Source organism: Actinocorallia aurantiaca (assembly GCF_039533685.1).
Lineage (GTDB): Bacteria > Actinomycetota > Actinomycetes > Streptosporangiales > Streptosporangiaceae > Actinocorallia > Actinocorallia aurantiaca.
In genome coordinates this window covers 23,708-47,895 of the sequence record NZ_BAAATZ010000002.1, presented here as the reverse complement: position 1 = coordinate 47,895, position 24,188 = coordinate 23,708, and the positions used below count along the sequence as shown (strand labels likewise).

Genomic DNA, 24,188 nt, shown 5'->3' with positions numbered 1-24,188 from the left:
GGCCGAGGGCGGCGCGGCGGGTCAGGGCGACAGGGTGTTCTTGTGGATGCGGCCGTCCTTGATGATGAGCTTCAGGTTCGTGTGGGGGTCGCCCAGGACGGCCAGGTCCCGGGTGGGGTCGCCGTCGACGAGCAGCAGGTCGGCCCAGGCGCCCTCGGCGATGACGCCCAGGCGGGCCAGGTGGGGTTCGCGGCCGTACTCCTTCACGTCGGCGGGGGTGGGGTTCTGGTACGGGTCGCGCGGGCCGGCCTTGCGGAACAGCGCGGCGTTGCCGGAAGTGGCGATCTTCAGGCCCGCCAGGGGGCCTCCCGCCAGCTCGGCCAGGCGGACGAGCATCTCGCTCTGCCTGAAGCCCAGTGACGGGGCCAGCAGCAGGTCGGTGCCGAACGCCAGCCGCACCCGGTGTTCGAGGGCGCAGGCGAAGACGTTCGCCACGCCTTCGCAGACCCGGCGGTGCTTCTCGGCCGACACCGGGTCGGCGAAGTGGTGGTCGTCCTCGATGAACGGCTGGGTGCTCAGCCAGATCCCGTGGTCGGCCATGAACCTGATGTCGTCCTCTTCCGCGAGCTGCGCGTGCTCGATCACCTGGACCCCGGCCTCGACCGCGCGGCGGATACCGGCCCCGGTGTAGACGTGCACCGACACGTAGGTGCCCCAGTCGGCGGCGGCCTGCACGCCGGCGCGCAGCTCGTCGGAGGTGTACTGCAGCACGTCCAGCGGGTCGTAACGCGAGGTGACGCCGCCTCCGGCCATCATCTTGATCTGGGTCGCGCCCTTCTTCAGCTGCTCGCGCACCCCCGCCAGAACCTGGGCGCGGCCGTCGGCGACCCGCATGACGCCCAGCTGTTCGGCGCGGGTCGGGGCTCCGCCCAGCGCGGTCGGCAGGTCGTAGACCATGCCGAAGTCGCCGTGCCCCGAGGTCTGCGACAGCCCCGCCTGGCTGGGGTAGATCCGCGGGCCGGGCAGCGCGCCCGCGTCGATCAGCCGTTTGAGGTCGCCGGTGTCGCCTGCCATGTCGCGCACGGTGGTGAAGCCGCGCATCAGCATCGCCTCGGCCTCGGCCGCGCCCCTCAGATATCCCAGGCCCGTGCCGCCGAGCAGCAGCTCCTCCGGGGTGGCGCCGATCAGCATGAGGTGCACGTGCGCGTCGCCGAGCCCGGGGATCAGCGTCATCCCCCGCCCGTCGACGGCCACGGCCGAGCCGTCCTCGGCGTCCGGGGCCGGGAGCCGCTCCTCGGTGACCACCTCCTTGATCTTGGGACCTTCGGTGACCACCCGGCCGGGCCGGAGGCCGTCGCCGATCCCGTCGAAGATCCGCACATTCCGGATCACGATCCTGCCGGCAGGCCGCTGCTCGCCCATGTCACCTCGCTCCCGGGACGGTCGACGGACTTCTGCCCTCGGGCGGCGGAACCATACGGACGGTGGCGGACCGTTGGCGAAGTGCTTGCCCGCCTTGTCCAGTGTGCTTAACGGTGGTGGAACGAAGGGGCAATGGAGCCGCAACGTCGCTGCTCCAAGGTCGGTCATGGGCGTCCTGCCAGGTGAGCGCGGAGGGAGGGACACGATGCGGCTGAACACCGATGTGCGGCTTCGCGTCCACCAGTCCGCCTGGACCCGGGGACGTGTCGCGCACGGGTGGAGAGCTCGGGGCGGGGACGCTTCGGGCTGAACGTCCGCGGTGTCCTCGCCGGTCCGCCGTTCTTCCGCCGACCGCCTCTCGAGGATCCGTGATGACGACCGTAAGCCCTGGCCTGCCCCGTGACCGCACCTTCGACCCCGACGACTGGGCGGTTCTCGCCCGGTTCTGGTATCCCGTCGCGCTTTCCCGCGAAGTGGGCGACGCGCCCGTCGGCGTCCGGCTCCTGGACGAGGAACTGGTCGTCTACCGGGCGGGCGGCGAGATCGTGGTGGCGGGGGACATCTGCCCGCACCGCGGTGTCCCGCTGAGCCTGGGGACGGGGGACGGCGAGGGCGTCTCCTGCGCCTACCACGGGCTGAGATTCGGGGCGAAGGGGCGGTGCACGGCCGTCCCGGCGCACCCGGCGGCGAAGATCCCGGACCGGATGCACCTGCGGACCTATCCGGTTGCCGAGAGGTACGGGCTGATCTGGACGTGCCTGCGGCCCGAGGACGGAACGCCCGACGTGCCGGAGATGAAGCACTGGGGCGACGAAGGATTCCAGGGGATCACCTGCCCGAGCATCGACATCGCGGCCTTCGCCGGACGCCAGGTCGAGGGGTTCCTGGACGTCGCGCACTTCGGGTTCGTCCACGCCGACTCCTTCGCCGACCCCGGGAACGTCGAGGTGCCCGCGTACTCGCCGGTCCGGAACGCCAAGGGGTTCACGGTCGACTACTGGTCCACCGTCGCCAACTACCCGCACGCCGCGGGCAAGAAGGCGCCGCCCGGGTTCCAGTGGCTGCGCCGCTTCGACGTGCACCTGCCCTTCACCGCGCAGCTCGTCGTGCACTTCCCCGACGGCGGCCTGCTCGACATCATGAACGCGGCATCCCCGGTATCGGCCAGAATGACCCGGATGTTCTGCCCGATCGCCAAGAACTTCGACCTCGACCTGCCGGTGGAGGCCACTTACGACTTCAACCGGCGGATCTTCGAGGAGGACCGCGCGATCGTCGAGGTCCAGCGCCCGGAGAACCTCCCCCTCGACCCGAAGATCGAGGTCAACATCCCCGCCGACCGCAGCTCCGTCGCCTACCGGCGGGGCCTGCGCGACCTCGGCCTCAGCCACTTCTTCACCGCCTGACCGAGGAGGTCCCCCCATGGACACCGCCGCCACCGCGCTCGCCGACTCCTTCGGCGCCCGCCTGCCCGCCTGGGTCGCCGCCGAACTGGCGGACGTCCCGGAGCTCCTGCCGTCCGACGACGACCGGATCCGCCTGGCCAACAGGCTCGCCGAACGCAACCACCGAGAGGACACCGGCGGACCGTTCGCCGCCCTGGTCGTCGAGTCGAGGACGGGACGCCTCGTCTCGGCCGGCGTCAACGTCGTCCTGGCCTCGAACCTGTCCTCCACCCACGCCGAGGTCACCGCCCTGTCGCTCGCCCAGACCCGGCTCGGCGTCTGGGACCTCGGCGGCCACGGGCTGCCCGACCTGGAGCTCGTCGTCAACTGGCGGCCGTGCGTCATGTGCTACGGCGCCACGATGTGGTCGGGCGTCCGCCGCCTGCTCATCGCGGGCGAAGGCCCCGAGCTGGAGAAGCTGACCGGCTTCGACGAGGGCCCGATGGTCGAGGACTGGGCCGCCCAGTTCGAGGCCCGCGGCATCGAGGTCGCCCTCAGCCCCCTGCGCGAGGAGGCCGTCGAGGTCTTCCGCGCCTATGGCGCCCGCGACGACGCCGTCGTCTACAACGCCCGCGGCGCCGTCTAGGTGTTGCCGGCCGGAAGGTCGTCGACGTTCGCTAGTGATCGGAGGCGAGCGCGCAAAGACGCTCTCTGGTCTCTCGGATGGCGTTCTGCCGCGAATCGAGGAGTGCGGCCAGGGCGTCCAGTTCGGCGCGAAGATCCGGGCACATCTCCAGCGAAACGCCGTGGTCGCCGGTCCGCGCACAGTCGATGTACCGACGTATGGTGTCGGTTCCCAGGCCGGCAGCGATCATCGCCTTGATCTGGGCCACGCGCGGGATGTCGGACTCCGAATAGATCCGGTAGCCGTTGGCGTCGCGTGCGGGAACCAGCAGGTCGCGGTCCTCGTAGTGGCGCAGGGCTCGCGCGCTGACGCCGGTCCGTTCGGCGAGTTCGCCGATCAGCACTCGTCCTCCTGTGACTTGACCTTCACGCTGGCGTGAACCCCTAACGTCCAGCGTATGACATCCACTGCAACCGGACGGCGGGCGTCGATCTTCCACGGCTACGGCGCCACACCTGATGACCATTGGTTCGGATGGCTCGCCGAACAGCTTGAGGGCGCTCGCATCCCCACCACGGTCCCCGCTCTGCCAGACCCTGGAGCGCCGGATCCAGATCAATGGATCGCGACGGTGGGAGCCGTCGTGGGAACACCGGACCGTGATTCGATCGTCGTCGCCCACAGCCTCGGCTGCATCACGGTACTGCGGTACCTTCTCTCGCTGGCGGGACCGTGGCGCCTCGGCAGCCTCGTCCTCGTCTCCGGGTTCGTCGACAAACTGCCGGCGCTTCCGCTACTGGACTCCTACATCGGCGACGGACTGGACGTGGCAGGGCTGAGCGACCGCATCGACCGCCTCACGATCATCCGATCGGACGAGGACCCCTACGTCCCCACGGGCCACACGGACCGGCTCGCCGGCCTGCTCGGAACCTCGGCGCTGATCGTCCCGGGAGCCGGGCACTTCCTGGCGTCCGACGGGGTGACATCGATCCCCCGCGTCCTCGACGCGATCGCATGACGACCTCTGCTCGAGAACTGCCGAGAACCGCGTGACACACCCTTCGCCTCCGCGCCTCGACCGCCGACGGACCGGATAGGGGTGCTTCGGACGGAAGGGAGCGGGGGAGGTGGAGGGAGTGCGTTACGACAGTGCGGCGGGGAAGTGGGTGCTGATCGCGACCGTGCTCGGGTCGGCGCTCGCCGCGATCGACGCGACGGTGGTGGGGATCGCGCTCCCCGCCATCGGGCGGGAGTTCGGCGTCGGGCTGGGGAGCCTGCAGTGGGTGGTCACGGCCTACACGCTGACGCTCGCGGGGCTGCTGCTGGTGGCGGGGGCACTGGGGGACCGGTACGGGCGGCGGCTCGTCTTCCAGATCGGGGTCGTGTGGTTCGCGGCGGCGTCCGCGCTGTGCGCCGTCGCGTCCGGGCCCGGTCTGCTGATCATGGCGCGGGCGCTGCAGGGGGTGGGGGCGGCGCTGCTGACGCCGGGCAGCCTCGCCATCCTGCAGGCGTCCTTCCACCCGGACGACCGGGGGAAGGCGATCGGCGCCTGGTCGGGGCTGAGCGGGGTGGCCGCGGCGGTCGGGCCGTTCCTGGGCGGCTGGCTCGTGGAGGCGGCCTCCTGGCGGCTGATCTTCGTGATCAACCTGCCGCTCGCCGTGCTCGTCGTGGTGCTGACGTGGCGGCATGTCCCGGAGTCCCGCGACCCCGAGGCGTCCGGCCGGGTCGACGTCGTCGGCGGGGTGCTGGTGACGGGCGGGCTCGTCGGCCTGACGTACGGATTGATCGAGGGGCCGGAACGGGGCTGGACGGCGCCCGCCGCACTCGCGCTGCTCCTGGTCGTCTTCGTGTGGTGGCAGAGCCGGGTGGACCATCCGCTGCTGCCGCTGGAGATGTTCCGCTCGGTCGGTTTCAGCGTGACGAACGTCGTCACGTTCATCGTGTACGGGGCGCTCGGCGGGGCGTTGTTCCTGCTGCCGATCCAGCTCCAGCAGGTCTCCGGGTACACGCCGCTGGAGGCGGGCATCGCGCTGCTGCCCGTCACGGTCATCATGCTGCTGTTGTCGTCCAAGTCCGGCGCGGTGGCCGCGAAGATCGGGCCGCGAATGCAGATGAGCGTCGGCCCCGTCGTGGTCGGCGCCGGATTCGCCCTGCTCACGCGTGTGGACGAGGCCGGAACGTATCTGACCGAGGTGTTCCCCGCCGTCTGCGTCTTCGGCCTCGGCCTGGCCATCACCGTCGCGCCGCTGACCGCGACGGTCCTCGCGGCGGTGCCCGCCCGGCACGCCGGAATCGCTTCGGCCGTCAACAACGACGTGGCCCGCGCCGCCTCCCTGATCGCCGTCGCGGTCTTCCCCGCCCTCGTCGGCATCGCCGGCGACGCCTACCTCCATCCGGAACGGTTCTCCGCGGGTTTCCACAGCGCTTCTCTGATCGCCGCGGCGCTGTGCGTCGCCGGGGGCCTGCTGTCCGCGGTCGCCCTGCGCGGCGCGGCCTGCCCGAGGATGGCGGCCCGACACCACTGCGCGCTGGACGCCCCGCCTCTGGACTGACCGGGGATCCGGATGCGGGCCCCGTTTCGAAACGCGGCCTGTCGTCGGCGGGCCGTCGTCTTTTCCACAGATCCGGTGGCAGCCGAGGAGGTGATCGTATGTAACGATATTGTTGCGTTAAGTGATTGTGCTGGACGCCAGGTCCGGCGGTGATCTTCTCAGGAGGCCGCAGATGCCCGAAGTCACCGGCTCCTACCCGCCGGGCGCCCCGTGCTGGGTCGATTTGATGGTCCCCGACCAGCGGGCCGCACTCGACTTCTACGGCACCCTGTTCGGCTGGCGGGGCGAGATCGGCCCGTCCGAGATCGGCGGGTACTCGGTCTGCACCCTGAACGGCGGCGCCGTGGCGGGCATCCTGGCCCCGCCGCCGCCCGATCCCGAAGGCTCGGCGCTCCCGAGCGTCTGGACGGTCTACCTGGCGACCGACGACGCCGAGGGTGCCGAGCGGGCGATCACCGACGCGGGCGGCTCCATCCTGATGCCCGTGACGGACATCGTGGACCTCGGCCGGATGGTGGTGGCGCTCGACCCCACCGGCGCGGTCTTCGGGCTCTGGCAGGCCGGCGAGTTCTCCGGGGCGCAGGTCGTCGAGGAGCCCGGAGCGGTCGTCTGGCACGAGCTCGACACCTCCGACATCGTCGTCGCGAGCGCCTTCTACCGGGCGGCGCTGTCCGTCGAGACGACCCCGATGGAAGGAGCCGAGGGCTACTACTCGCTGAACGCGGGAGGCCGGGTGGTCGGCGGCATGGGGGCCCTCGAGAGTCCCGGCGACCCGTCGCACTGGCTGGTCTACTTCGCGGTGGACGACCCGGACGCCACGGTCGACGCCCTGGTCCGCGCCGGCGGCACCGTCCTGGAACCGCCCTACGACATGGTCGCCGGCCGCATGGCCGTCGTCCGGGATCCCCAGGGCGCCGTCTTCGCCGTCCTCAGGCCGAACCCCATGAACCCGGCCTGAGGCCCCGGCCGTACGGCGGGGCCGGGGTCCGGAAAGGCCGGAAGGCCGCGGTCAGACCGCGGCCTCCCTGATGTGGGCGGCCAGGGCGTTGAGGCCGGGGACGGCCCGGTCCAGCGCGGTGATCTGGTCGTCCGTGAGTCGGCGCAGGCTCTCCAGCGCGTAGGCGGTGATGAGGTCGTCGACCGCGGTGAGGCGGTCGAGGGCCAGGTCGGTGACGTGCAGGTGGGCGATGCGCTTGTCGTCCGGGTCCTGCACCCGGGTGAGGAGGCCCTCCTTGACCAGGAGGGAGACCAGGGAGCTGACGTTGTTCGGCTTCATCAGCAGGGCCTCGGCGGCCTCCCGCACGGTGATCCCGTCGCGCTCGCGCACCAGCCGCATGAGCGACAGCTGGGTGTCGGGCGGTTTGGGGTGGGGGAACTCCCGGTCGATCCGGCGTTCCATGGCGCGCATCAGCGCCGGCAGGATCGCGCCGAGCAGGGCCGAGAGCTCCCGGAGTTCGTCCTCACCCGCCATGGGCCCATCCTATCCATGGCGCGGATAGGTATCCGATCATGGGTTTCTCAGTGCATCGGCACGGAGTCGGCGGGCCGTCCACGGCGCACGACGGCGACCGCGAGGACGGCGCCGAGCAGGCAGAGCGTGCCGGAGACCGCGACCGCGGCGTGGACGCCCTGCATGAAGGCCTGCCCGCTCGCGTCGGTGACGGCGGCGGCGACCCGCGCGCTCACGCCGTCGGGCACCGGGGCGACGCCCATGGCGACGGTCTCCTTGGCGTGCGGCTCCAGGCCGGCGGCGAGCTCGGCGGGGACGCCCGCCGAGGCGAACTGCCCGCCGACGGCGCTCGCGGCGCGGAGGCTGAGGACCGACAGCAGGATCGAGGTGCCCAGCGCGCCGCCCAGCTGGAGCGCCGTGGCCTGCAGGCCGCCCGCGACCCCGGCGTCCCTGACGGGGGCGTTGCCGACGATCGCCTCGGAGGAGGCGGCCATCACCGCGCCGACGCCCAGGCCCATGCAGATGAAGGCCGGCCACATGAGGTTGTAGGAGGAGTCGACGTCGAGGAAGAGGAAGGAGCAGGAGGCCGCGGCCTGCAGCAGCATGCCCGTCGGCATGGTCACGCGGGGGCCGAACCTCTCGGTGAGGGACGCGCCCAGCGGCGCGGCGACCACGGAGGCGAGGCTGAGCGGCAGGGTGAGGACTCCGGCCGTGATCGGCGAGTATCCGCGCACGTTCTGCAGGTAGAGCATCACGAAGAAGATCGTGCCGATCAGCGCGAAGAAGTTGATCGCGGTGATGGCGGTCCCGGCGGTGAGGGACGGGTTGCGGAACAGCCGCATCGGCAGCAGCGGGTGCTCGGTCCTGTTCTCGACGAGGCCGAACACGACGAGGACGGCGAGGCCGAGGACGATCATGCCGAGGGTGCGGGCGTCGCCCCAGCCCCAGGTCTCGCCCTTGACGATGCCGTAGACGAGGGCGATCATCCCGGCGGCCAGCAGCACGACGCCGGGGACGTCGAAGCGGTGGCGGCCGGTGCTGTTGCGGTTCTCGGACAGGACGTACATGCCGTAGAGGAAGCCGATGACGCCGATGGGCACGTTGATGTAGAAGACCCATTCCCAGCCGACGTGCTCGACGAGGGCGCCGCCGACGATCGGGCCGAGCGCGGTCGACACCGAGGAGACCATCGCCCAGATGCCGACGGCCCGGCCGAACTTCTTCGGCGGGAAGACCGCGCGCAGGATGCCGAGGGTGTTGGGCATGAGCAGCGCGCCGAAGGCTCCCTGGAGCGCCCGGAAGAAGATCACGCCGCCGATGGAGCCGACGAGCCCGATGGCGGCGGACGTGAGGGTGAACCCGACGAGGCCGATGAGGAAGAACTTCTTGCGTCCGAACCGGTCGCCGAGCTTGCCGCCCAGGACCAGGAGCGCGGCCAGCGCCAGCAGGTAGGAGTTGGTGACCCACTGCAGCTGGGACAGCGAGGTGCCGAGGTCCTGGCCGATGTAGGGGTTGGCGATGGCCACGACGGTGCCGTCGAGCGCGACCATGAACAGGCCGAACGAGACGGCGATCAGCGACAGCCACGGGTTGGAGCGTGGCCCGCGTTCAGCCGGACGGTCGGCGCCGTCCTGAGCGGGAGGAACGGTCGGGCTTTCGACGTGCATGAACGCGGAGTGCCTTTCGATCAGGGAAGTCGCTCCGAAAGAAGCTCTGCGAGGATACCTATGTAGGCATAGCTAAAGTCAAATAGCTATAAATACATAGGTACTTGGCGGAGTGGTGGAACGACCAGGCCGCCGTCCGGAACCGGACGGCGGCCTGAAGCACACGGGAGGCGCGGCGGCCCTCATGGAGACCGGGCCGCCGGCCGTGGTTCAGCGCAGGTAGCGGACGAGGTTCTCCGCGACGCAGGCGGGCTTGGGGGAGCCTTCGATCTCGACGGTGATCGTGCGGGTGACCTGGACCCCGCCGTCGACCTCGCGGACGTCGGACAGGACGACGGTGCCGCGCAGGCGGCTGCCGACGGGGACGGGAGTGATGAAACGCACCCGGTCGAGCCCGTAGTTGATGCCCATCCGGATGCCCTTGACGTCCATCACCTGCTGGGCCAGGTGGGAGACGAGCGACAGGGTGAGGAATCCGTGCGCGATCGTCCCGCCGAAGGGCCCCTCGGCGGCGCGGGCCTCGTCCACGTGGATCCACTGGTGATCCTCGGTGGCCTCGGCGAACAGGTCGACGCGCCGCTGGTCGACGGTGATCCAGCCGCTGGAGCCGAGTTCCGTGCCGACGGCGGCGGTGGCGAGCTCGTCGACGCTCTCGAAGGTCCTCATCGGGCGCCTCCGTTGATGTAGAGGGTCTGGCCCGACACGTAGGAGGCGTCGTCGCCGACCAGGAAGGCGATCACGGAGGCGACCTCCTCGGGCCGCCCGACCCGGTGGAGGGGGATGCGCTCGGCGGCCGTCCGCTGGTGCTCCTCGGGGTCGGCTCCGACCCGGGCGGCGGTCGCGGCGGTCATCGCGGTGGCGATGTAGCCGGGCGCGACGGCGTTGACGTTGACGTTGAACGGGCCGAGCTCGATCGCGAGCGTGGCGGTGAACGCCTGGATGCCGGCCTTGGCCGCGGCGTAGTTGGCCTGCCCCCGGTTGCCCAGAGCGGACCTGCTGCTCAGCGAGACGATCTTGCCGGAGCGCTGGGCGGTCATGTACTTCTGCGCGGCCTTGCAGCAGTGGAAGACGCCGCTGAGGTTGACGGACAGGACCGAGTCCCAGTCGTCCTTGCTCATCTTGAACAGCAGGTTGTCGCGGGTGATCCCGGCGTTGTTGACCAGGATGTCGAGGCCGCCCAGGTCGGCGACGATCCGGGCGAACACCTCCTCGACCGCCGCGAGGTCGGTGACGTCGCAGTCGTAGGCGTGGACGGCGTCGCTCCGCTTCCTGGCGTCGAGGTCGACGACCGCGACGGTCGCGCCCTCTTCCTCCAGGCGGCGGACGGTGGCCGCGCCGATCCCCTGCGCGCCGCCCGTCACGACGGCGACTTTTCCGGTGAGTCCGCTCATGTGTCTCTCCTGGGTCAGAACGCGCTGACGCCGGTCAGGGCGCGTCCGATGACGAGTTTCTGGATCTGGCTGGTGCCTTCGTAGAGGGTCATGACGCGGGCGTCCCGCAGCATCTTGCCGACGGGGTACTCGTCGATGTAGCCGTAGCCGCCGAAGACCTGGAGGGCGTTGTTCGCGGCCCGTACGCACGCTTCGGAGGCGAACAGCTTGGCCATCGAGGACTCGGTGGCGAACGGCAGGCCGCGGTCGATCAGGTCGGCGACCTTCCAGGTCAGCAGGCGGGCGGCGGCGACGTCCACGGCGATGTCGGACAGCAGTTCCTGGACGAGCTGGTGCCCGGCGATGGGCCTGCCGAACTGCTCGCGCTCCCCGGCGTAGCCGACGGCCGCGTCCAGGCACCCCTGGGCGAGGCCGACGCAGCCCGCCGCGACGGACATGCGGCCCTTGGCGAGGGTGGCCATGGCGATGCCGAAGCCCTTGCCTTCGGGCCCGAGCATCGCCGAGGCGGGCACGCGGACCCCATCGAGGACGAGTTCGGCGGTGGCCTGGCCGCGCAGCCCCAGCTTGCCGTGGATCTCCCGGCGGTCGATCAGCTCGGTGGGCACGAGGAAGGCGCTGATCCCCCGGGACCCCTCCCCGCCGGTCCTGGCGAACACCAGCGCGATGTCCGCCCAGGTGCCGTTGGTGATGAACATCTTCGAGCCGGTGATCACCCAGTCGCCGCCGTCCCGGATCGCGCGCGTGGCGAGGTTCCCCGCGTCGGAGCCGGTGCCGGGTTCGGTGAGCGCGAAGCACCCGAGCGAGGCGCCGGAGGCGAGCCTGGGCAGCCAGTGCCTCTTCTGCTCCTCGTCGCCGTGTCCGAGGACGGCCTTGGCGACGAGTCCGAGGGTGACCGAGACGATGCCGCGCACGGCGGAGTCCCCGCGTCCGAGCTCCTCCAGCACGAGGCAGTAGGACAGGTGGTCGCCGCCGGAGCCGCCGTACTCCTCCGGGATCGTCACCCCCAGCAGGCCGAGCTCACCCAGCCGACCGACGATCGCGCGGTCGACCGACTCGGCCCGGTCCCACTCCCTGACATGCGGGACCACCTCCCGGTCGACGAACTCCGCCGCCATCGTCCGGATGGCCGAGTGCTCCTCGGACAGTTCCAGGTCCATGGGCCCCTCCAGAGAAAACTGGCACTGACAGTTTTCCCTGAAACTACCACCGCAAGTTTATCTGCGGCCAGGCTCCGCCCGGATCCGGTGACGACGATCTTCAGTGGGAGGCGCGGGCCTCGTCGGAGACCTCTCCCAGGCGGAGCCAGGGCCGGGCGAGCGTGACCAGCGCGAGGACGGCCAGGAGCATGGCGGCGAGCATCACGACCGCCATCGGCAGGGAGCTCGACTCGCCGAACAGGCCGACGATCGGCGAGGCGATCGCGCCGAACAGGAACTGCAGGCCGCCCATCAGGGCCGAGGCGGCGCCCGGGGTGGCGCGGCCGAGGGTCTGGCCCAGGGTCATCGTGGCGGGGAACAGCATGCCGATGCTGCCTATGGCCACGAAGAGGGTGATCCAGGTGCCCGCGAAGGTCTCGCCCGCGACCGCCACCACGACGACCTGGGCGAGCGCGCCCAGCAGGGACAGCCCCACGGCGACGGTGAGCAGCCGGTTCACCGGGACGCGGGCCGACAGCCTGCCGAAGAGGGCTCCCATCGTCAGCATCCCGGCCGCGTTGACCGCGAAGACCACGGAGTACATGGCGGCCGAGGTGCCGTGGAGGTGCTCGAAGATGAAGCTGGAACCGCTGATGTAGGAGAACAGGCTCGCCGAGGCGCAGGCCAGCACGAGCGCGTAGCCCATGAAGCTCCGCTCGCGGGCCAGCCTCCCCATCGCGCGGAAGGTCCCGCCCAGCCCGTCCTTGCGGCGGCGCTCGGGCGGCAGCGTCTCGGGCACCTTGACCAGGACCGAGACCAGCAGCAGGACGCCGACGAGGGCGAGCACGAAGAAGACGGCGCGCCAGGTGGAGACGGAGAGGATCGCACCGCCGATCACAGGGGCGATCACCGGGGCGACGCCGAGGATCTGCGACAGGATGGCGAAGTAGCGGGGGATGTCGCGGCCGTGGAACCGGTCGGTGATGATGGCCCTGGCCAGCACCATGCCGATGGCGCCGGTGGCCCCCTGCAGGAACCTGACGGCGATCAGCACCTCCGCGCTGGGAGCCAGCGCGCAGAGCAGGGACGTCAGGGCGAAGCCCGCCATCCCCCACAGGAGCAGCTTCCGCCGTCCCAGGCTGTCGCTGATCGGCCCGATGACGACCTGTCCCACGATCAGGCCGACGAGGAACGAGGTGAGGGTCAGCTGGATGGAGGTGCTGCCCGCGTTCAACGCGTCGCCCATGGAGGGAAGGGCCGGCACGTACATGTCGGTGGTGAGCGGTGCTATCGCGGTGAGGGCGCCCAGCACCGCGACCAGCCCGGCCGTCCGGCCGGGTTCGCTGGCGCCCGGAGCCGGCGACTGGTTGGGTGAGGTGGAGGTCACCTCGAAAAGGTAACATGTAGTTCACTGGTTAACAAAGGAGTCCTCTTGCTCCCCCCGCCCTCCGCGGTCCGGGCCCAGTGGGCCGAAGGCCGTCCCGACCTCGACACCTCTCCCATGGAGGTCGTCGCGCTGCTGAAGCGGATCGGCGCCCTGCGGGACCGGGCCGTCGAACCGATCTACGAGGGGGCTCCGCTCACCGCGCCCGAGGTCGACCTCCTGATCCCCCTGCGCTACACGCGGACCCCGGTGATCGCCCGCCACATCGCCGAACACCACCGCCTGTCCCGGGCCGCCGTCAGCAAGACCCTCGCCAAACTGGAGAGCCGCGGTTTCATCTCGCGCGCGCCGAGCCCGAGCGACAGGCGGGTCGCCCTCATCACCGTCACCCCCGAGGGAAAGGAGGCCGTCGACGCCCTGTTCCCGCGCCAGCTCCGGATCGAGTCGGCCCTCCTGTCCCGCCTGGGCGCGGACCGCCCGCGCGTCCTGGAGGCACTGGCCCTGCTGGCGGAGTCCCTCGAAGCCGCCCTCCCCGAGGCGCTGCCGGAGGAGGACGGCCCCCGCTAGCCCCGGAGGCGGGCTGGAGTCTCCCCACCCCGTCGCGGTTCCTCCGTCGGCGTCAGCCGCTGTCGTGACCTCCCGCGCCCGGCTCCGTTTTCCCGGCCTTCCGTTCCGGGGAGCGGAGGAGGGCGAGGGAGGTCTCGGCGGCCTGGAGCATGCGGGCGGCCTGCTCGCGGAGGAACAGGAGGTACTCCTCGTCGGCGTCGAGTTCGTAGGCGACGCCTTCGGGGATCCAGACCAGGACGGTGGTCAGGAGCGGGAAGGAGTCGCCTCCGAACGGCCAGGAGGTGCGGGCCTCGTCGACGGCCCGCGCATCCTGGGCCCACGGGCCGAAATGGCTTCGCATCTCGTCGAGCGGCATCTCCAGGACGGCGCTCGCCGTGTGCCGGGTCGGGACGGAACCGGCGGCCACGGCCACGAACTCGGCGGCGTCCTCGGCGGGCAGGACGCGGGCCTCGGCCCGCACGCGGGTGCCGACGACGCGGCTGACGCGGTCGACGCGGAAGGTGCGCCAGTCGTCGCGGTTCAGATCCCAGGCCACGAGGAACCATTTGCGGTCGGCGGACACCAGCGAGTGCGGGTCCACGAGCCGGTGGGTCTCGGCTCCGTGGGCGTCCGTGTAGTCGAAACGGACCCGCTCGTGATCGCGGCACGCCAGCGCCAGGCTGCCGAGCAGCTCCGAGGAGACCGGCCCGCCCCGCGGCGTCTGCGGCTCGACCGAACGGCCGATCGCGTTGACCCGCTCCCGGACGGCGGACGGCAGCACCTGCTCGAACTTCGCGAGCGCGCTGAGCGTCGTGCTCTCCGCGTCCGCGATGCCCGTCGTCGCGGCGATCCGCAGGCCGACGGCCACCGCCACCGCCTCCTCGTCGGTCAGCAGCAGGGGCGGCATGCGGTTGCCCGCGACCAGGCGGTACCCGCCGCCCGAGCCGGGAGTCGACTCGATCTCGTAACCGAGCTCGCGCAGGCCGTCGATCTGCCGCCGGAGGGAGCGGGTCGTGACGCCCAGGCGCCGGGCGAGCTCCCCGCCGGGCCACTGCCGGTGCGACTGGAGCAGCGTGAGGAGACGGAGAGTGCGGGCGGCGCTTCTGTCCATGGGTTCAAGCTACGGTTCATCGAGGACGTGGAACGTCCGCATCGCTTCCTAGCGTTCCGGGCATGGACACCCCGATCATCACGGCCCGCGGGCTGTCGAAGACCTTCACCGTGGCACGGCGTCCCGTCGCCGCGGTCACCGATCTCGACCTGGACGTGGCCGAGGGCGAACTCGTCGCCTTCCTCGGCCCCAATGGGGCAGGCAAATCAACCAGTATCCGCATGCTCACCACCCTGCTGCCCGCCACGTCCGGCACCGCGCGCGTCGCCGGGTACGACGTGGCGAGCGAACGCTCCCGGGTGCGGCACGCGATCGGCTACGTCGGGCAGGGCAACAGCGCCGGACACAACCAGCGCGTACGCGACGAACTGCTCAGCCAGGGCGCGTTCTACGGGATGACGCGACGCGACGCCGCCCGGCGCGCGGACGAACTCATCGACTCACTCGACCTCGGAGCGCTCGCCGGCCGCGGTGTCATGGGCCTCAGCGGCGGCCAGAAGCGGCGCCTGGACATCGCGCTCGGCCTCATCCACACCCCGCGCGTGCTCTTCCTCGACGAGCCGTCGACCGGCCTGGACCCGCAGAGCCGCGCCAACCTCTGGGAGCACATCCTGGAGCTGCGCCGGAAGTCCGGAACGACGGTCTTCCTCACGACCCACTACCTGGAGGAGGCCGACCAGTTCGCCGAACGCGTCCTGATCATGGACCAGGGGCGGGTCATCGCCGACGACGTCGCGTCCCGCCTGAAGTCCGAGCTCGCCGGAGACGTGATCACCGTCGGCTTCGGCGATCCCGCCCGTGCGGAAACCGGAACACCGGTCGTCGCCCGCCTGACGGGAGGAGACACCGAACAGGTCGACTCCGCCACGATCCGGGTGACGGCGAAAGCGGGGGACGTCCTCCTCCCCGCCCTCGTCAGAGCCCTCGACGAGGCCGGCGCCCCGGCCGCGCGCATCGCGCTGCGCGAACCGACCCTCGACGACGTCTTCCTCTCCCTCACCGGCCGCAGCCTCCGCGACACCGGCGACACCTCGTCCCCGCCGTCCCCGTCCCCGGAATCCGCAGAGCCCGCCGTTCTCGTTCCCGCCCACGACCGTTCGGAGTCCCGATGACCACCGCCACGCTGGGCCGTCCCGCGCCCGTCACCGCCGAACGCCCGTTCCACGACACCTGGCACGTCTTCGTCCGCGAGATGCGCCCGGCCCTGCGCGACCCGTTCTCGGTGATCTTCAGTCTCCTGCAGCCCCTGGTCTTCCTCGGCCTGTTCGGCCCGCTGCTCATCGGCTCCTCCGGCGCGCCCGCGTCCGAGACCCTCGCCTGGTTCGTCCCCGGCATCCTGGCGATGACCGTCCTCTTCGGCGCCAGCGGCACGGGCTCGAACCTGCTCTTCGAGATGCAGACCGGCTCCCACGAGCGCACCCTCGTAGCGCCCGTCTCCCGCTCGGCCCTCCTCGTCGGCCGGGCGCTGAAGGAGATCGCCCCGACCATCGTCCAGGCCCTCCTCGTCGTGGCCGTCACCTTCCCGTTCGGCTTCCGAGCCTCTTTCCCGGGCCTTCTGGCGGGCCTGGTGCTCCTGGCCCTCTTCGGCATGGGCCTGGGGGCCCTCAGCTACACCCTCGCCCTGGCCAGCGCCAAGAAGGACTGGATGTTCTGGGCCGTCCAGCAGACCCTCATCTTCCCCTTGATGATCCTTTCCGGCATGCTCCTCCCCCTCTCCGAGGCCCCCGCCTGGATGCGCGCCGTCGCCGTCGCCAACCCCGTCAGCCACATCGTCTCCGCCGAGCACGCCCTCCTCGACGGCGCCCTCCTGACCCCGACCGTCCTCAAGGGCTTCACCGCCGCCCTCCTCCTGGCCGCCGCGGGCCTCACCCTCGGCATCCGCACCATGCGCCGCCAGCACTGACCGTCCCGGGCCCGCGGGCGTCGGTCCGGATACCGTCAGTGGCCGTCTGTAGTCTCGAAATGAGAGATGGCGCCGGGCGACGGGCCCGGCGCCGACTTCCTCTGGAGGCTGTGAGATGCCCGAAGTCACCGGTTCCCACGCACCCGGCACCCCCTGCTGGATCGACCTCATCGTGCCCGACCAGCAGGCCGCCCTCGACTTCTACCGCGAGCTGTTCGGCTGGCGGGGCGAGGTCGGCGCGGCCGAGTTCCACGGGTACTCGGTCTGCACCTTCGGCGGCAGGCCCGTCGCGGGCATCATGGCCGCGCCGCCGTCGGAGTCCGGCGCTCCCGCGCCGCCGGTCGCCTGGACCGTCTACCTGGCGACGGAAGACGCCGACGCGACGGAGAAGGCGATCAGCGGCGCGGGGGGCTCCGTGCTGATGTCCACGGTCGACGTCGGGACGCTCGGCCGGATGGCGGTCGCCGCCGATCCCGCCGGCGCGGTCTTCGGGCTCTGGCAGGCCCGCGAGTTCTCCGGGACCGAGGCGGTCGGGGAGTCCGGCGCGGTCGTCTGGCACGAGCTCAACACCTCCGACGTCGCCGGCGCGAGCGCCTTCTACCACGCGGCCCTGTCCCTGGAGGCGGTCCCGACGGACATGGAGGGGGCCGAGGGCTACTACTCGCTGAAGGCCGGCGGCAAGGTGGTCGGCGGCATGGGAACGCCGGACGAGCCCGGCGTCCCGCCGCACTGGCTGGTCTACTTCGCCACGGACGACCCGGACGCCACCGTCGACAAGCTGACCGGCCTCGGAGGCGAGGTCGTCGCGGCGCCCTTCGACATGGTCGCCGGCCGCATGGCCGTCGTCCGCGACCCCCAGGGCGCGATGTTCGCCCTTCTCGACCCCGCGCCCATGAACCCCACCTGACTCCGTCACGACTTCGCCGGAAGTTCCGACCAGAGGGGAACGGCAGTGAAGAACGACGAGGAGCAGATCCGCGAGCTGGTCGGGGGGTGGGCCGCCGCGGTGCGGAACGGCGATCTCGACGGGTTGCTCGCCGGGCACACCGACGACATCGTGATGTTCGATGTGCCCCCGCCCCACGAGGGCGTCCGCGGCCTGGACGCCTACCGCGAGACCTGGCCGCCCTTCCTGCGCTGGCAGGCCGGGGGCGCGACGTTCGAGATCGAGTCGCTCGAGGTCACCGCCGGCGGGGAGGTCGCGTTCGCGTACGCGCTCCTGCGGTGCGGCACTCCCGAGGAGTTCGCAGCCCATCCCGAACGCCGCCTGCGGCTGACGCTCGGTCTGCGCAAGCAGGACGGCCGCTGGCTGATCGCCCACGAGCACCACTCGTTCCCCGCCGAGGACGAAGCCCAGATCGAAATAAATCACTAGAAGATAGTCTGCAACAAAACTATCTGTTATGGTCTCTCGTGTTCCCCTCAGGACAGGAGAGACCATGTCCACGACCGTCCCCTCCCCGCACCCGAGCCGTGCCGGCACGCCTCGGTCGCGCGGGCTCGCGCTCGCCGTACTGTCCGTCGCCGCGCTGATGACGATCCTGGACGGCAGCATCGTGACCGTGGCGATGCCCGCCATCCAGCAGGACCTGGGCTTCTCGTCCGCCGGTCTCAGCTGGACCGTCAACGCGTACCTGATCGCCTTCGGAGGACTGCTGCTCCTGGCCGGCCGGCTGGGCGACCTCATCGGGCGCAAGGCCATGTTCCTGGCGGGGAACGCGGTCTTCACCGCCGCGTCGCTGCTGGCAGGGGCGGCCGGCGGGCCCGGCACGCTGATCGCGGCCCGGTTCGGCCAGGGCGTCGGCAGCGCCATGTCGTCGGCGGTCGTGCTGGGCATCCTGGTGACGCTGTTCACCGACCCGGCCGAGCGTGCGAAGGCGATCGGCTTCTTCAGCTTCACCGGGGCCGCCGGAGCCTCGATCGGCCAGGTGCTGGGCGGGGTCCTCACCGACGCGCTCAGCTGGAACTGGATCTTCTTCATCAACCTGCCGATCGGGCTGGCGGTGATCGTGCTGGCGGTCCGCGCGCTGCCGGACGACCGGGGGACGGGGCTCGCCGCCGGCGCCGACGTCTTGGGTGCCGTGCTGGTCACCGGCGGGCTGATGCTGGGCGTCTACACCGTGGTCCAGGTCGAGCGGTACGGCTGGCTCTCGGCGCACACCCTCGGCCTCGGCGCGGTGTCGGCCGTCCTGCTGGCCGCCTTCTTCGCCCGCCAGGCGACGGCCGCGACCCCGTTGATGCCGCTGCGGATCCTGCGTTCGCGCAACGTCGTGGGCGCCAACCTGGCACAGATGCTGACACTGTCGGCGATGTTCGCCTTCCAGATCATCGTCGCGATCTACATGCAGAAGGTCCTCGGCTACGGCGCGCTCGACACCGGCCTGGCGATGCTCCCCGCGGCGGTGGCCATCGGCGGCGTCTCCCTGTTCGTCTCCGCCCGCCTCAACACCCGTTTCGGCGAGCGGAACGTCCTGGCGGCGGGCCTGCTGCTCCTGCTCGGCGCGATGGCCTGGCTCACCCGCGTCCCGGTGGACGCCCGCTACGTCACCGACCTGCTCCCGGTGATGCTGCTCATCGCGGGCGGCGGCCTGGTGCTCCCGGCGCTGACCGCGCTCGGCATGTCCGGCGCCCGCCCCGACGACGCGGGCCTGGCCTCCGGCCTGTTCAACACCACCCAGCAGGTCGGCATGGCGGCCGGGGTCGCGGTGCTGTCCACCCTGGCCGCCTCCCGCACCGAGTCCCTGTTCTCCGAGGGCGCCACCGAGGCGACCGCCCTGACCGGCGGCTACCACCTCGCCTTCGGCACCGCGGCCGCCCTGCTCGTGGCCGCTCTCGTCGTCACCGTCACCGTCCTACGCCAGCCGACCCCGTCGACCCCGTCTCCCGCCGACCGACCCGTCCGGAAGCGCTGACTCCTCGGCCGCCGTTCGGTCGGCTCCCTCTCCCGCCGACCGGACCGTCCGGCGCGCCCCTGACTTCTCGGCGGCCGCTCTTCGCCCGCCGCCCCGACCGATCAGCGGGCCCGATCCCGCACCGAGACCGAACCGACAGGAAGTGATCCAGATGATCGAGTCCACCACTGCGAACCAGGAGAAGCAGGACCTCCGCCCGGGACCTCGCGTCCTGAGCGACGAGGAGGCCTCGGAGCTCCTCGGATCCCAGCGGTTCGGGGTGCTGGCGACCGTGAAGCGCAGCGGCCATCCCCATCTGTCCACCGTCCTCTACCACTGGGATCCGAAGGACCGGATCGTGCGGGTCTCCACGACGGCCGACCGCCTCAAGACACGTCACGTGCGCGGGAACCCGCACCTCGCCCTGCATGTGAACGGTCCGGACGTCTGGTCGTTCGCGGTGGCCGAGGGAGACGCGGAGGTGTCGGAGACGACGGTCGTGCCCGGAGACGAGACCGGAAGGGAGTTGCTCTCCCTTACCCCGGGCTTCGACGATCCCGAAGAGGAGGCGGAGTTCCTCCGGGAGGCGGTGGAGGAACGACGGGTGGTGATCAGGCTCAGGGTGACGCGCCTTTACGGCACGGCCTTGGACATGCCTGCCGGAGACTGACGGGAACACCGATGACGGAGAAGGCTCCCGGACACCATGTCCGGGAGCCTTCTCCAGGTGTGCGGGTCAGCGGGGGCGGACGACCATGGCGCTGCCGCCGTGGCGGCGGACGGGTTCGGCGACGGCCTGGACGAGGTTCGGGCGGAGGAACTCCAGGGCGGTGGCGGCGCCGATGGAAGGGGGCGGGCCGGTGAACAGTTGCAGGGTCTGGCCCTTGGCGGTCAGAGCGGTGCCGTACCGGTCGATGAACTCCTGTTCGGCGAGGGTCGCGGCGGTGTTGCGCTGGGTGGCGCGCGGCGCGGCGACGGCGGCGGGAAGGTCCATGCCGAGGTGGAGCCGGTTCAGCAGGATCTGCAGGACGGTCGTGATGATGGTCGATCCGCCGGGGGAGCCGAGCGCCAGGAACGGTTTGCCGTCCTTCAGCACGATCGTGGGCGCCATGCTGCTGCGCGGGCGCTTCCCGGGTCCCGGGGTGTTCGGGTCTCCCGCCGTCGGGGTGAGGGTGAAGTCCGTCAGTTCGTTGTTGAGGATGAAGCCCCGGCCGGGCACGGTCAGCCCGCTGCCGCCGAACTGCTCGATCGTCAGCGTGTAGGCGACGACGTTGCCCCACTTGTCGGAGACGACGAGGTTCGTGGTCTGCGGGCCCTCGTACGACAGAGGACGGCCCTCTCCGGACACCGCCGGGCAGCGCTTGTACGAACCGTCCGGCGACCCCGCCGCGACCGGTGCCTTCAACGCAGTGCCGGCGTTCACCAGACAGGCCCGTTCCTTGGCGTACGAGTCGGAGAGAAGTTCTTTCAACGGCACTTTGGGCACGTCGCCTATGTAGGCACCCCTGTCGGCGTAAGCGAGCTTGGACGCCTCGAGGTAGTAGTGCAGCGCCTGTACCGGGTCGCGCTTGGAGAGCGGGAAACGTTCCAGGATGTTCAACGCCTCGCCGACGGTGGACCCTCCGGAAGACGGAGGCGCCATTCCGTACACCTCCAGCCCCCGGTACTTGATGCGTGTAGGAGCCCGGAAGGGAGCCTTGTACGAGGTCAGGTCGGAGACTTCCATGAGGCCGGGCCGGACTTTGCGCGTCGCCCCCGGCACGACGGGAGGCTGTTCGACCGTCCGTACGATCTCTTTGGCGAGCCCGCCTCCGTAGAACCAGTCGATTCCGTGTTCGGCTATCTCTCGGTAGGTGTCGGCCAAGTCAGGGTTCCGGAACACCGATCCCACGGCGGGCGGAGCGCCTCCGGGCAGGAACAGGTCGCGTGTGGACGTGATGTCCGCGAACCGTGCGGCGTTGACTTCGGTCTGGTCGTGGAACTCCTGGTCGACCCGGAATCCCTTCTCCGCGATCTCGATGGCGGGCTTGAGCAGCGTGTCCAGCTCGCGCGTGCCGTGGCGGCGCAGAGCCTGGTCCCATTGCGCGAGAGTCCCGGGCACGCCCACGGACAGCCCGCTGGTGACGGCCTCCTCGAACGGGATCGCCTTGCCCGTCGCAGGGTCGACGAACGAGTCCGCCCGCATCGCTTCGGGCGCGGTCTCCCGTCCGTCGATGGTGTGCACCTTGCGCGTCCGCGCGTCGTAGTGGACGAAGAAGCCGCCGCCTCCGAGGGCGGCGACGTACGGCTCCGTCACGCCGAGCGTCGCGGCGGCCGCCACGGCCGCGTCGACGGCGTTGCCGCCTTTCGCGAGCACGTCCAGGGCCGTCCTGCTGGCATCGGCGTCGACGGTCGAGACGGCTCCGCCGAATCCCGTCGCCACCGGTTTCGCGTTCGGCGCGCCCCGCACTCCCGGGAGCGCCCCCGCTCCCGGAGCCGTGAACGCCGTCCCCAACAGCAGGGGAGCGGTCAGCAGAGCCAACCTGGAAACGAGACGACGTGCCACCGGACCTCCCGGGAACGGAGAGAGTTTCACAGTGACATTCCCCCCAATATCGCCCGTCTATTCGGCCACTCCCGGCCCCGTGGACGCCTCCGCCCGACTCAAGGAGCCGGGGAGTAGCTCTCGTAGCTGTCCTTCCTCTGGATGACCGGGGCCTCCAGCGTCACCGAACCCGCCTTCTGGAACTTCAAGGTGAGGTCGACGTCCCCGTCGCTTTCGAGCGCTTCGGTGAGCCCGCGCAGGACGATCCGCGCGTCCGGGCCGACCCTGACGTCCTGTCCGGCGGGCAGTTGGACGGGCCCGCCGATGAGTTCGACGGAGTTCGCGTCGGTAGAGGTGACCGACTCCAGGACGTCGGCCTCGGCGGCCGCGGTGCCGCCGGTGGGATCGGGCTCTCCCCCGGCCGGCCGGTTGACCATCGTGAGGTAGACGGGCGCCGAGCCCCCGGCGGGAATCTCGGCCGTGCCGTTCCCTCCGAGGACGAACAGGTCCCGGATGTCGACGTTCCCCACCTGCCCCGACACTCCGGCCTCGGGCGAGACCGTGGACTCCTCGTTCGAGTCGCCGCACCCGCTCACGAGCGTGACGGCCAGAAAAGCGACGACGGCCGAGGCGGCGAACTTCATGGCTCCCCCTGATCCGGATCCCGTCGGCCGCCTCCGTGCGAGCCGAAGCGACCGTTCCTCCGGAGATTCCTGAATAACCCTCGTGAAAAAACACCGATGGCCCCATGCAAGTGCAAAGCAACCGAGCCGGTCGTTCTGGAGGCCCGGTGGAAGGCGTCCCGTCCAACGGGACCGGTCATGTGCCGCACGTCACACCATGCGACCGTCCGGGACGGCCGGACATTCAGGCCATGAAGGAAAGGAACCACCTTGAAACTCCAGTCCACAGGCCTTCACGCGGGCGGCGTCGTACTGGGAGCGGCCCTCGCCGTCGGTCTCGCCCAGCCCGCGGCTTTCGCGGGGCAGGGCGGTGCCTCGCAGGTCACGGCGGTGAACGTCACCCGGACCGCGGACGGGGTCCACGAACTCGAATGGACGGTCCGCAAGTCCGGAACGGTCTACGTCTACGCCTCCACCGACTCCCGCGACCCGTCCCGGTCCGGACGGCTGGTCGCCGCGACGAAGTCCTCCGGCACCCGGGTGGAAGGCCTGGACGCCGGGAAGCGCTGGTACTTCGAGGCCGCGCCCCGCCGCTCGGCGAACGCCGAGGGCCCGGTCGCGGGCACCCGGCGGGTCGCGCTCGAAGGGTCCGCCAACACCCGGGACCTCGGACGGGCGCACGGTGCGCTGGGGCCTCGTCTACCGCAGTGACAGCCTCGGGAAGGCCACCGAAGCCGACGTGGCGCGACTGGCGTCTCTCGGCCTGTCCACCTCCGTCGACTTCCGCGGCGAGGCCGAGGTCGTCAAGTACGGCGTCAACCGGCTGCCCGCGGGCGTCGAGGCGGTCGCGAGGCCGCTGCTCGACGAGAGCGGCAACACCCTGGCCGAGGCCCTCACCACGGCACTGAGGACCGGGGACTCCGCCGTGCTGGAGGAGATGCTCGGCGGCGGAAGGGCCGAGCAGATCGTCCTCACCAGCTACCGCGACATGGTGACCAATGAGGCGGCGCGGGCGGGCTTCCGCGACGTCCTGCTCCGCCTGGCCGGCCGGGACGGGCTCCCGCTCGTCTACAACTGCACCGCCGGCAAGGACCGCACCGGCATCATGTCCGCCGTCATCCTCACCCTGCTGCGCGTCCCCCGGCAGGCCGTCATCGACGACTTCGTGCTCTCCAACACCTACCTGTCACCTTCCCACCAGCAGACCTACGACCTGCTGGCGAGCAAGGGCGTCGACAGCGGCCTGATCCGCCCCCTCCTGGAGCAGGACGCCGCGTACATCGAGGCGTTCCTCGACGGAGCCAAGGCCGAGTACGGCTCCTTCGACCGTTACCTCCGCGACGGTCTGGGCCTGAGCCAGAAGACCATCACCCACCTGCGGCACGCCCTGACCACCCGCTGATCCGAGCGGGGCGGAACCTACCGGAGAAGGTTCCGCCCCCTCCACCGGTCCGGTGGCGGGGGCGCGGGCCGCCGAGCCGAGCTCGCTTCCGGAGAAAAACCATAATTATAATTATCGATGTATAATTACTAATTTTCTAGTTTGAACTTTTCTTGATCGGCAATAACCGGAATGCAGATCGATGTCCGTTTGTGAACGGCCAAGGGCAGGCCCGAGCCCGCTCGCTCCCGGTT

25 protein-coding genes are annotated in these 24,188 nt (G+C 70.8%); 14 read left to right on the top strand and 11 right to left on the bottom strand.

Annotation, left to right across the window (positions count from 1 at the left end; translation table 11 throughout):
* Nucleotides 1-21: 21 nt before the first annotated feature.
* Nucleotides 22-1,362, bottom strand: coding sequence for a metal-dependent hydrolase family protein (locus ABD327_RS00940; RefSeq protein ID WP_344448122.1), 1,341 nt, complete (start codon nt 1,360-1,362; stop codon nt 22-24).
* A gap of 371 nt (nt 1,363-1,733) precedes the next feature.
* Between ABD327_RS00940 and ABD327_RS00935 the strand changes: the two genes are divergently transcribed.
* Together ABD327_RS00935 and ABD327_RS00930 are read left to right on the top strand one after the other, a co-directional pair.
* Nucleotides 1,734-2,768, top strand: coding sequence for a Rieske 2Fe-2S domain-containing protein (locus ABD327_RS00935; RefSeq protein ID WP_344448121.1), 1,035 nt, complete (start codon nt 1,734-1,736; stop codon nt 2,766-2,768).
* A gap of 16 nt (nt 2,769-2,784) precedes the next feature.
* Nucleotides 2,785-3,393 carry a nucleoside deaminase gene (locus ABD327_RS00930; protein ID WP_344448120.1) on the top strand — a complete coding sequence of 203 codons (609 nt, stop codon included), beginning with the start codon at nt 2,785-2,787 and terminating at the stop codon, nt 3,391-3,393.
* 31 nt (nt 3,394-3,424) lie between these two features.
* On the opposite strand, the gene ABD327_RS00925 is transcribed toward ABD327_RS00930, so the two are convergent.
* Nucleotides 3,425-3,775: a MerR family transcriptional regulator gene (locus ABD327_RS00925; RefSeq protein ID WP_344448119.1), complete on the bottom strand. Its 351-nt coding sequence runs from the start codon at nt 3,773-3,775 to the stop codon at nt 3,425-3,427.
* Nucleotides 3,776-3,829: 54 nt separating this feature from the next.
* Between ABD327_RS00925 and ABD327_RS00920 the strand changes: the two genes are divergently transcribed.
* From ABD327_RS00920 to ABD327_RS00910, 3 genes are all read left to right on the top strand, one after another.
* Complete coding sequence (locus ABD327_RS00920) at nt 3,830-4,393, top strand: RBBP9/YdeN family alpha/beta hydrolase (RefSeq protein WP_344448118.1); 564 nt, start codon at nt 3,830-3,832, stop codon at nt 4,391-4,393.
* A 118-nt stretch (nt 4,394-4,511) separates the two neighbouring features.
* Nucleotides 4,512-5,927, top strand: coding sequence for an MFS transporter (locus tag ABD327_RS00915; RefSeq protein WP_344448117.1), 1,416 nt, complete (start codon nt 4,512-4,514; stop codon nt 5,925-5,927).
* Nucleotides 5,928-6,099: 172 nt separating this feature from the next.
* Nucleotides 6,100-6,885, top strand: a complete 786-nt coding sequence (locus ABD327_RS00910) for a VOC family protein (RefSeq protein ID WP_344448116.1) — start codon at nt 6,100-6,102, stop codon at nt 6,883-6,885.
* A gap of 51 nt (nt 6,886-6,936) precedes the next feature.
* Here the strand turns inward: ABD327_RS00910 and ABD327_RS00905 are convergent, their stop codons facing one another.
* The 6 genes from ABD327_RS00905 to ABD327_RS00880 all read right to left on the bottom strand — a co-directional run bounded on the left by ABD327_RS00905 (nt 6,937) and on the right by ABD327_RS00880 (nt 12,958).
* The gene (locus tag ABD327_RS00905; RefSeq protein ID WP_344448115.1) at nt 6,937-7,398 is read right to left on the bottom strand and encodes a MarR family winged helix-turn-helix transcriptional regulator; all 462 of its coding nucleotides are present in this window, start codon (nt 7,396-7,398) and stop codon (nt 6,937-6,939) included.
* Between the two features lie 47 nt (nt 7,399-7,445).
* Nucleotides 7,446-9,044, bottom strand: a complete 1,599-nt coding sequence (locus tag ABD327_RS00900; protein WP_344448114.1) for an MFS transporter — start codon at nt 9,042-9,044, stop codon at nt 7,446-7,448.
* Nucleotides 9,045-9,254: 210 nt separating this feature from the next.
* A complete protein-coding gene (locus ABD327_RS00895; RefSeq protein WP_344448113.1) occupies nt 9,255-9,710 on the bottom strand; it encodes a MaoC family dehydratase in 456 nt (151 codons plus the stop codon).
* Nucleotides 9,707-10,435 carry a 3-oxoacyl-ACP reductase FabG gene (gene fabG / locus ABD327_RS00890; RefSeq protein WP_344448112.1) on the bottom strand — a complete coding sequence of 243 codons (729 nt, stop codon included), beginning with the start codon at nt 10,433-10,435 and terminating at the stop codon, nt 9,707-9,709. Before fabG ends, ABD327_RS00895 begins: the two co-directional genes overlap by 4 nt.
* Nucleotides 10,436-10,449: 14 nt before the next feature.
* Nucleotides 10,450-11,592, bottom strand: a complete 1,143-nt coding sequence (locus ABD327_RS00885; RefSeq protein ID WP_344448111.1) for an acyl-CoA dehydrogenase family protein — start codon at nt 11,590-11,592, stop codon at nt 10,450-10,452.
* A gap of 100 nt (nt 11,593-11,692) precedes the next feature.
* Nucleotides 11,693-12,958, bottom strand: a complete 1,266-nt coding sequence (locus ABD327_RS00880; protein WP_344448110.1) for a multidrug effflux MFS transporter — start codon at nt 12,956-12,958, stop codon at nt 11,693-11,695.
* 45 nt (nt 12,959-13,003) lie between these two features.
* Here ABD327_RS00880 and ABD327_RS00875 point away from each other — a divergent pair, with 45 nt between their 5' ends.
* The gene (locus tag ABD327_RS00875; protein ID WP_344448109.1) at nt 13,004-13,522 is read left to right on the top strand and encodes a MarR family winged helix-turn-helix transcriptional regulator; all 519 of its coding nucleotides are present in this window, start codon (nt 13,004-13,006) and stop codon (nt 13,520-13,522) included.
* Between the two features lie 52 nt (nt 13,523-13,574).
* Here the strand turns inward: ABD327_RS00875 and ABD327_RS00870 are convergent, their stop codons facing one another.
* A complete protein-coding gene (locus ABD327_RS00870) occupies nt 13,575-14,612 on the bottom strand; it encodes a helix-turn-helix transcriptional regulator (RefSeq protein WP_344448108.1) in 1,038 nt (345 codons plus the stop codon).
* Between the two features lie 74 nt (nt 14,613-14,686).
* On the opposite strand from ABD327_RS00870, the gene ABD327_RS00865 reads away from it, so the two are divergent.
* From ABD327_RS00865 to ABD327_RS00840, 6 genes are all read left to right on the top strand, one after another.
* Nucleotides 14,687-15,724, top strand: a complete 1,038-nt coding sequence (locus ABD327_RS00865) for an ATP-binding cassette domain-containing protein (protein WP_344448549.1) — start codon at nt 14,687-14,689, stop codon at nt 15,722-15,724.
* Complete coding sequence (locus ABD327_RS00860; RefSeq protein WP_344448106.1) at nt 15,721-16,515, top strand: ABC transporter permease; 795 nt, start codon at nt 15,721-15,723, stop codon at nt 16,513-16,515. The genes ABD327_RS00865 and ABD327_RS00860 overlap by 4 nt, the downstream gene beginning before the upstream one ends.
* 115 nt (nt 16,516-16,630) lie before the next feature.
* Nucleotides 16,631-17,422, top strand: a complete 792-nt coding sequence (locus ABD327_RS00855) for a VOC family protein (RefSeq protein ID WP_344448105.1) — start codon at nt 16,631-16,633, stop codon at nt 17,420-17,422.
* Between the two features lie 45 nt (nt 17,423-17,467).
* Complete coding sequence (locus ABD327_RS00850) at nt 17,468-17,890, top strand: YybH family protein (protein WP_344448104.1); 423 nt, start codon at nt 17,468-17,470, stop codon at nt 17,888-17,890.
* Nucleotides 17,891-17,954: 64 nt separating this feature from the next.
* Nucleotides 17,955-19,427, top strand: coding sequence for an MFS transporter (locus ABD327_RS00845; RefSeq protein WP_344448103.1), 1,473 nt, complete (start codon nt 17,955-17,957; stop codon nt 19,425-19,427).
* Between the two features lie 151 nt (nt 19,428-19,578).
* Nucleotides 19,579-20,076: a PPOX class F420-dependent oxidoreductase gene (locus ABD327_RS00840; RefSeq protein WP_344448102.1), complete on the top strand. Its 498-nt coding sequence runs from the start codon at nt 19,579-19,581 to the stop codon at nt 20,074-20,076.
* 66 nt (nt 20,077-20,142) lie between these two features.
* Here the strand turns inward: ABD327_RS00840 and ggt are convergent, their stop codons facing one another.
* Together ggt and ABD327_RS00830 are read right to left on the bottom strand one after the other, a co-directional pair.
* A complete protein-coding gene (ggt, locus tag ABD327_RS00835) occupies nt 20,143-21,927 on the bottom strand; it encodes a gamma-glutamyltransferase (RefSeq protein WP_344448101.1) in 1,785 nt (594 codons plus the stop codon).
* A 122-nt stretch (nt 21,928-22,049) separates the two neighbouring features.
* Complete coding sequence (locus tag ABD327_RS00830; protein ID WP_344448100.1) at nt 22,050-22,574, bottom strand: copper chaperone PCu(A)C domain-containing protein; 525 nt, start codon at nt 22,572-22,574, stop codon at nt 22,050-22,052.
* Between the two features lie 249 nt (nt 22,575-22,823).
* Between ABD327_RS00830 and ABD327_RS00825 the strand changes: the two genes are divergently transcribed.
* A complete protein-coding gene (locus ABD327_RS00825; protein ID WP_344448098.1) occupies nt 22,824-23,264 on the top strand; it encodes a hypothetical protein in 441 nt (146 codons plus the stop codon).
* Nucleotides 23,236-23,955, top strand: a complete 720-nt coding sequence (locus ABD327_RS00820; protein ID WP_344448097.1) for a tyrosine-protein phosphatase — start codon at nt 23,236-23,238, stop codon at nt 23,953-23,955. The genes ABD327_RS00825 and ABD327_RS00820 overlap by 29 nt, the downstream gene beginning before the upstream one ends.
* The last annotated feature ends 233 nt before the right edge of the window (nt 23,956-24,188 follow it).

Bases quoted from the DNA above. Each gene is read 5' to 3' on its own strand.
- ABD327_RS00870 (WP_344448108.1), bottom strand. From the start codon at position 14,612: ATGGACAGAAGCGCCGCCCGCACTCTCCGTCTCCTCACGCTGCTCCAG.
- ABD327_RS00855 (WP_344448105.1), top strand. From the start codon at position 16,631: ATGCCCGAAGTCACCGGTTCCCACGCACCCGGCACCCCCTGCTGGATC.
- ABD327_RS00930 (WP_344448120.1), top strand. From the start codon at position 2,785: ATGGACACCGCCGCCACCGCGCTCGCCGACTCCTTCGGCGCCCGCCTG.
- ABD327_RS00920 (WP_344448118.1), top strand. From the start codon at position 3,830: ATGACATCCACTGCAACCGGACGGCGGGCGTCGATCTTCCACGGCTAC.
- ABD327_RS00900 (WP_344448114.1), bottom strand. From the start codon at position 9,044: ATGCACGTCGAAAGCCCGACCGTTCCTCCCGCTCAGGACGGCGCCGAC.
- ABD327_RS00905 (WP_344448115.1), bottom strand. From the start codon at position 7,398: ATGGCGGGTGAGGACGAACTCCGGGAGCTCTCGGCCCTGCTCGGCGCG.
- ABD327_RS00910 (WP_344448116.1), top strand. From the start codon at position 6,100: ATGCCCGAAGTCACCGGCTCCTACCCGCCGGGCGCCCCGTGCTGGGTC.
- ABD327_RS00940 (WP_344448122.1), bottom strand. From the start codon at position 1,362: ATGGGCGAGCAGCGGCCTGCCGGCAGGATCGTGATCCGGAATGTGCGG.
- ABD327_RS00830 (WP_344448100.1), bottom strand. From the start codon at position 22,574: ATGAAGTTCGCCGCCTCGGCCGTCGTCGCTTTTCTGGCCGTCACGCTC.
- ABD327_RS00885 (WP_344448111.1), bottom strand. From the start codon at position 11,592: ATGGACCTGGAACTGTCCGAGGAGCACTCGGCCATCCGGACGATGGCG.
- ABD327_RS00935 (WP_344448121.1), top strand. From the start codon at position 1,734: ATGACGACCGTAAGCCCTGGCCTGCCCCGTGACCGCACCTTCGACCCC.
- ABD327_RS00845 (WP_344448103.1), top strand. From the start codon at position 17,955: ATGTCCACGACCGTCCCCTCCCCGCACCCGAGCCGTGCCGGCACGCCT.
- ABD327_RS00860 (WP_344448106.1), top strand. From the start codon at position 15,721: ATGACCACCGCCACGCTGGGCCGTCCCGCGCCCGTCACCGCCGAACGC.
- ABD327_RS00895 (WP_344448113.1), bottom strand. From the start codon at position 9,710: ATGAGGACCTTCGAGAGCGTCGACGAGCTCGCCACCGCCGCCGTCGGC.
- ABD327_RS00840 (WP_344448102.1), top strand. From the start codon at position 19,579: ATGATCGAGTCCACCACTGCGAACCAGGAGAAGCAGGACCTCCGCCCG.
- fabG (WP_344448112.1), bottom strand. From the start codon at position 10,435: ATGAGCGGACTCACCGGAAAAGTCGCCGTCGTGACGGGCGGCGCGCAG.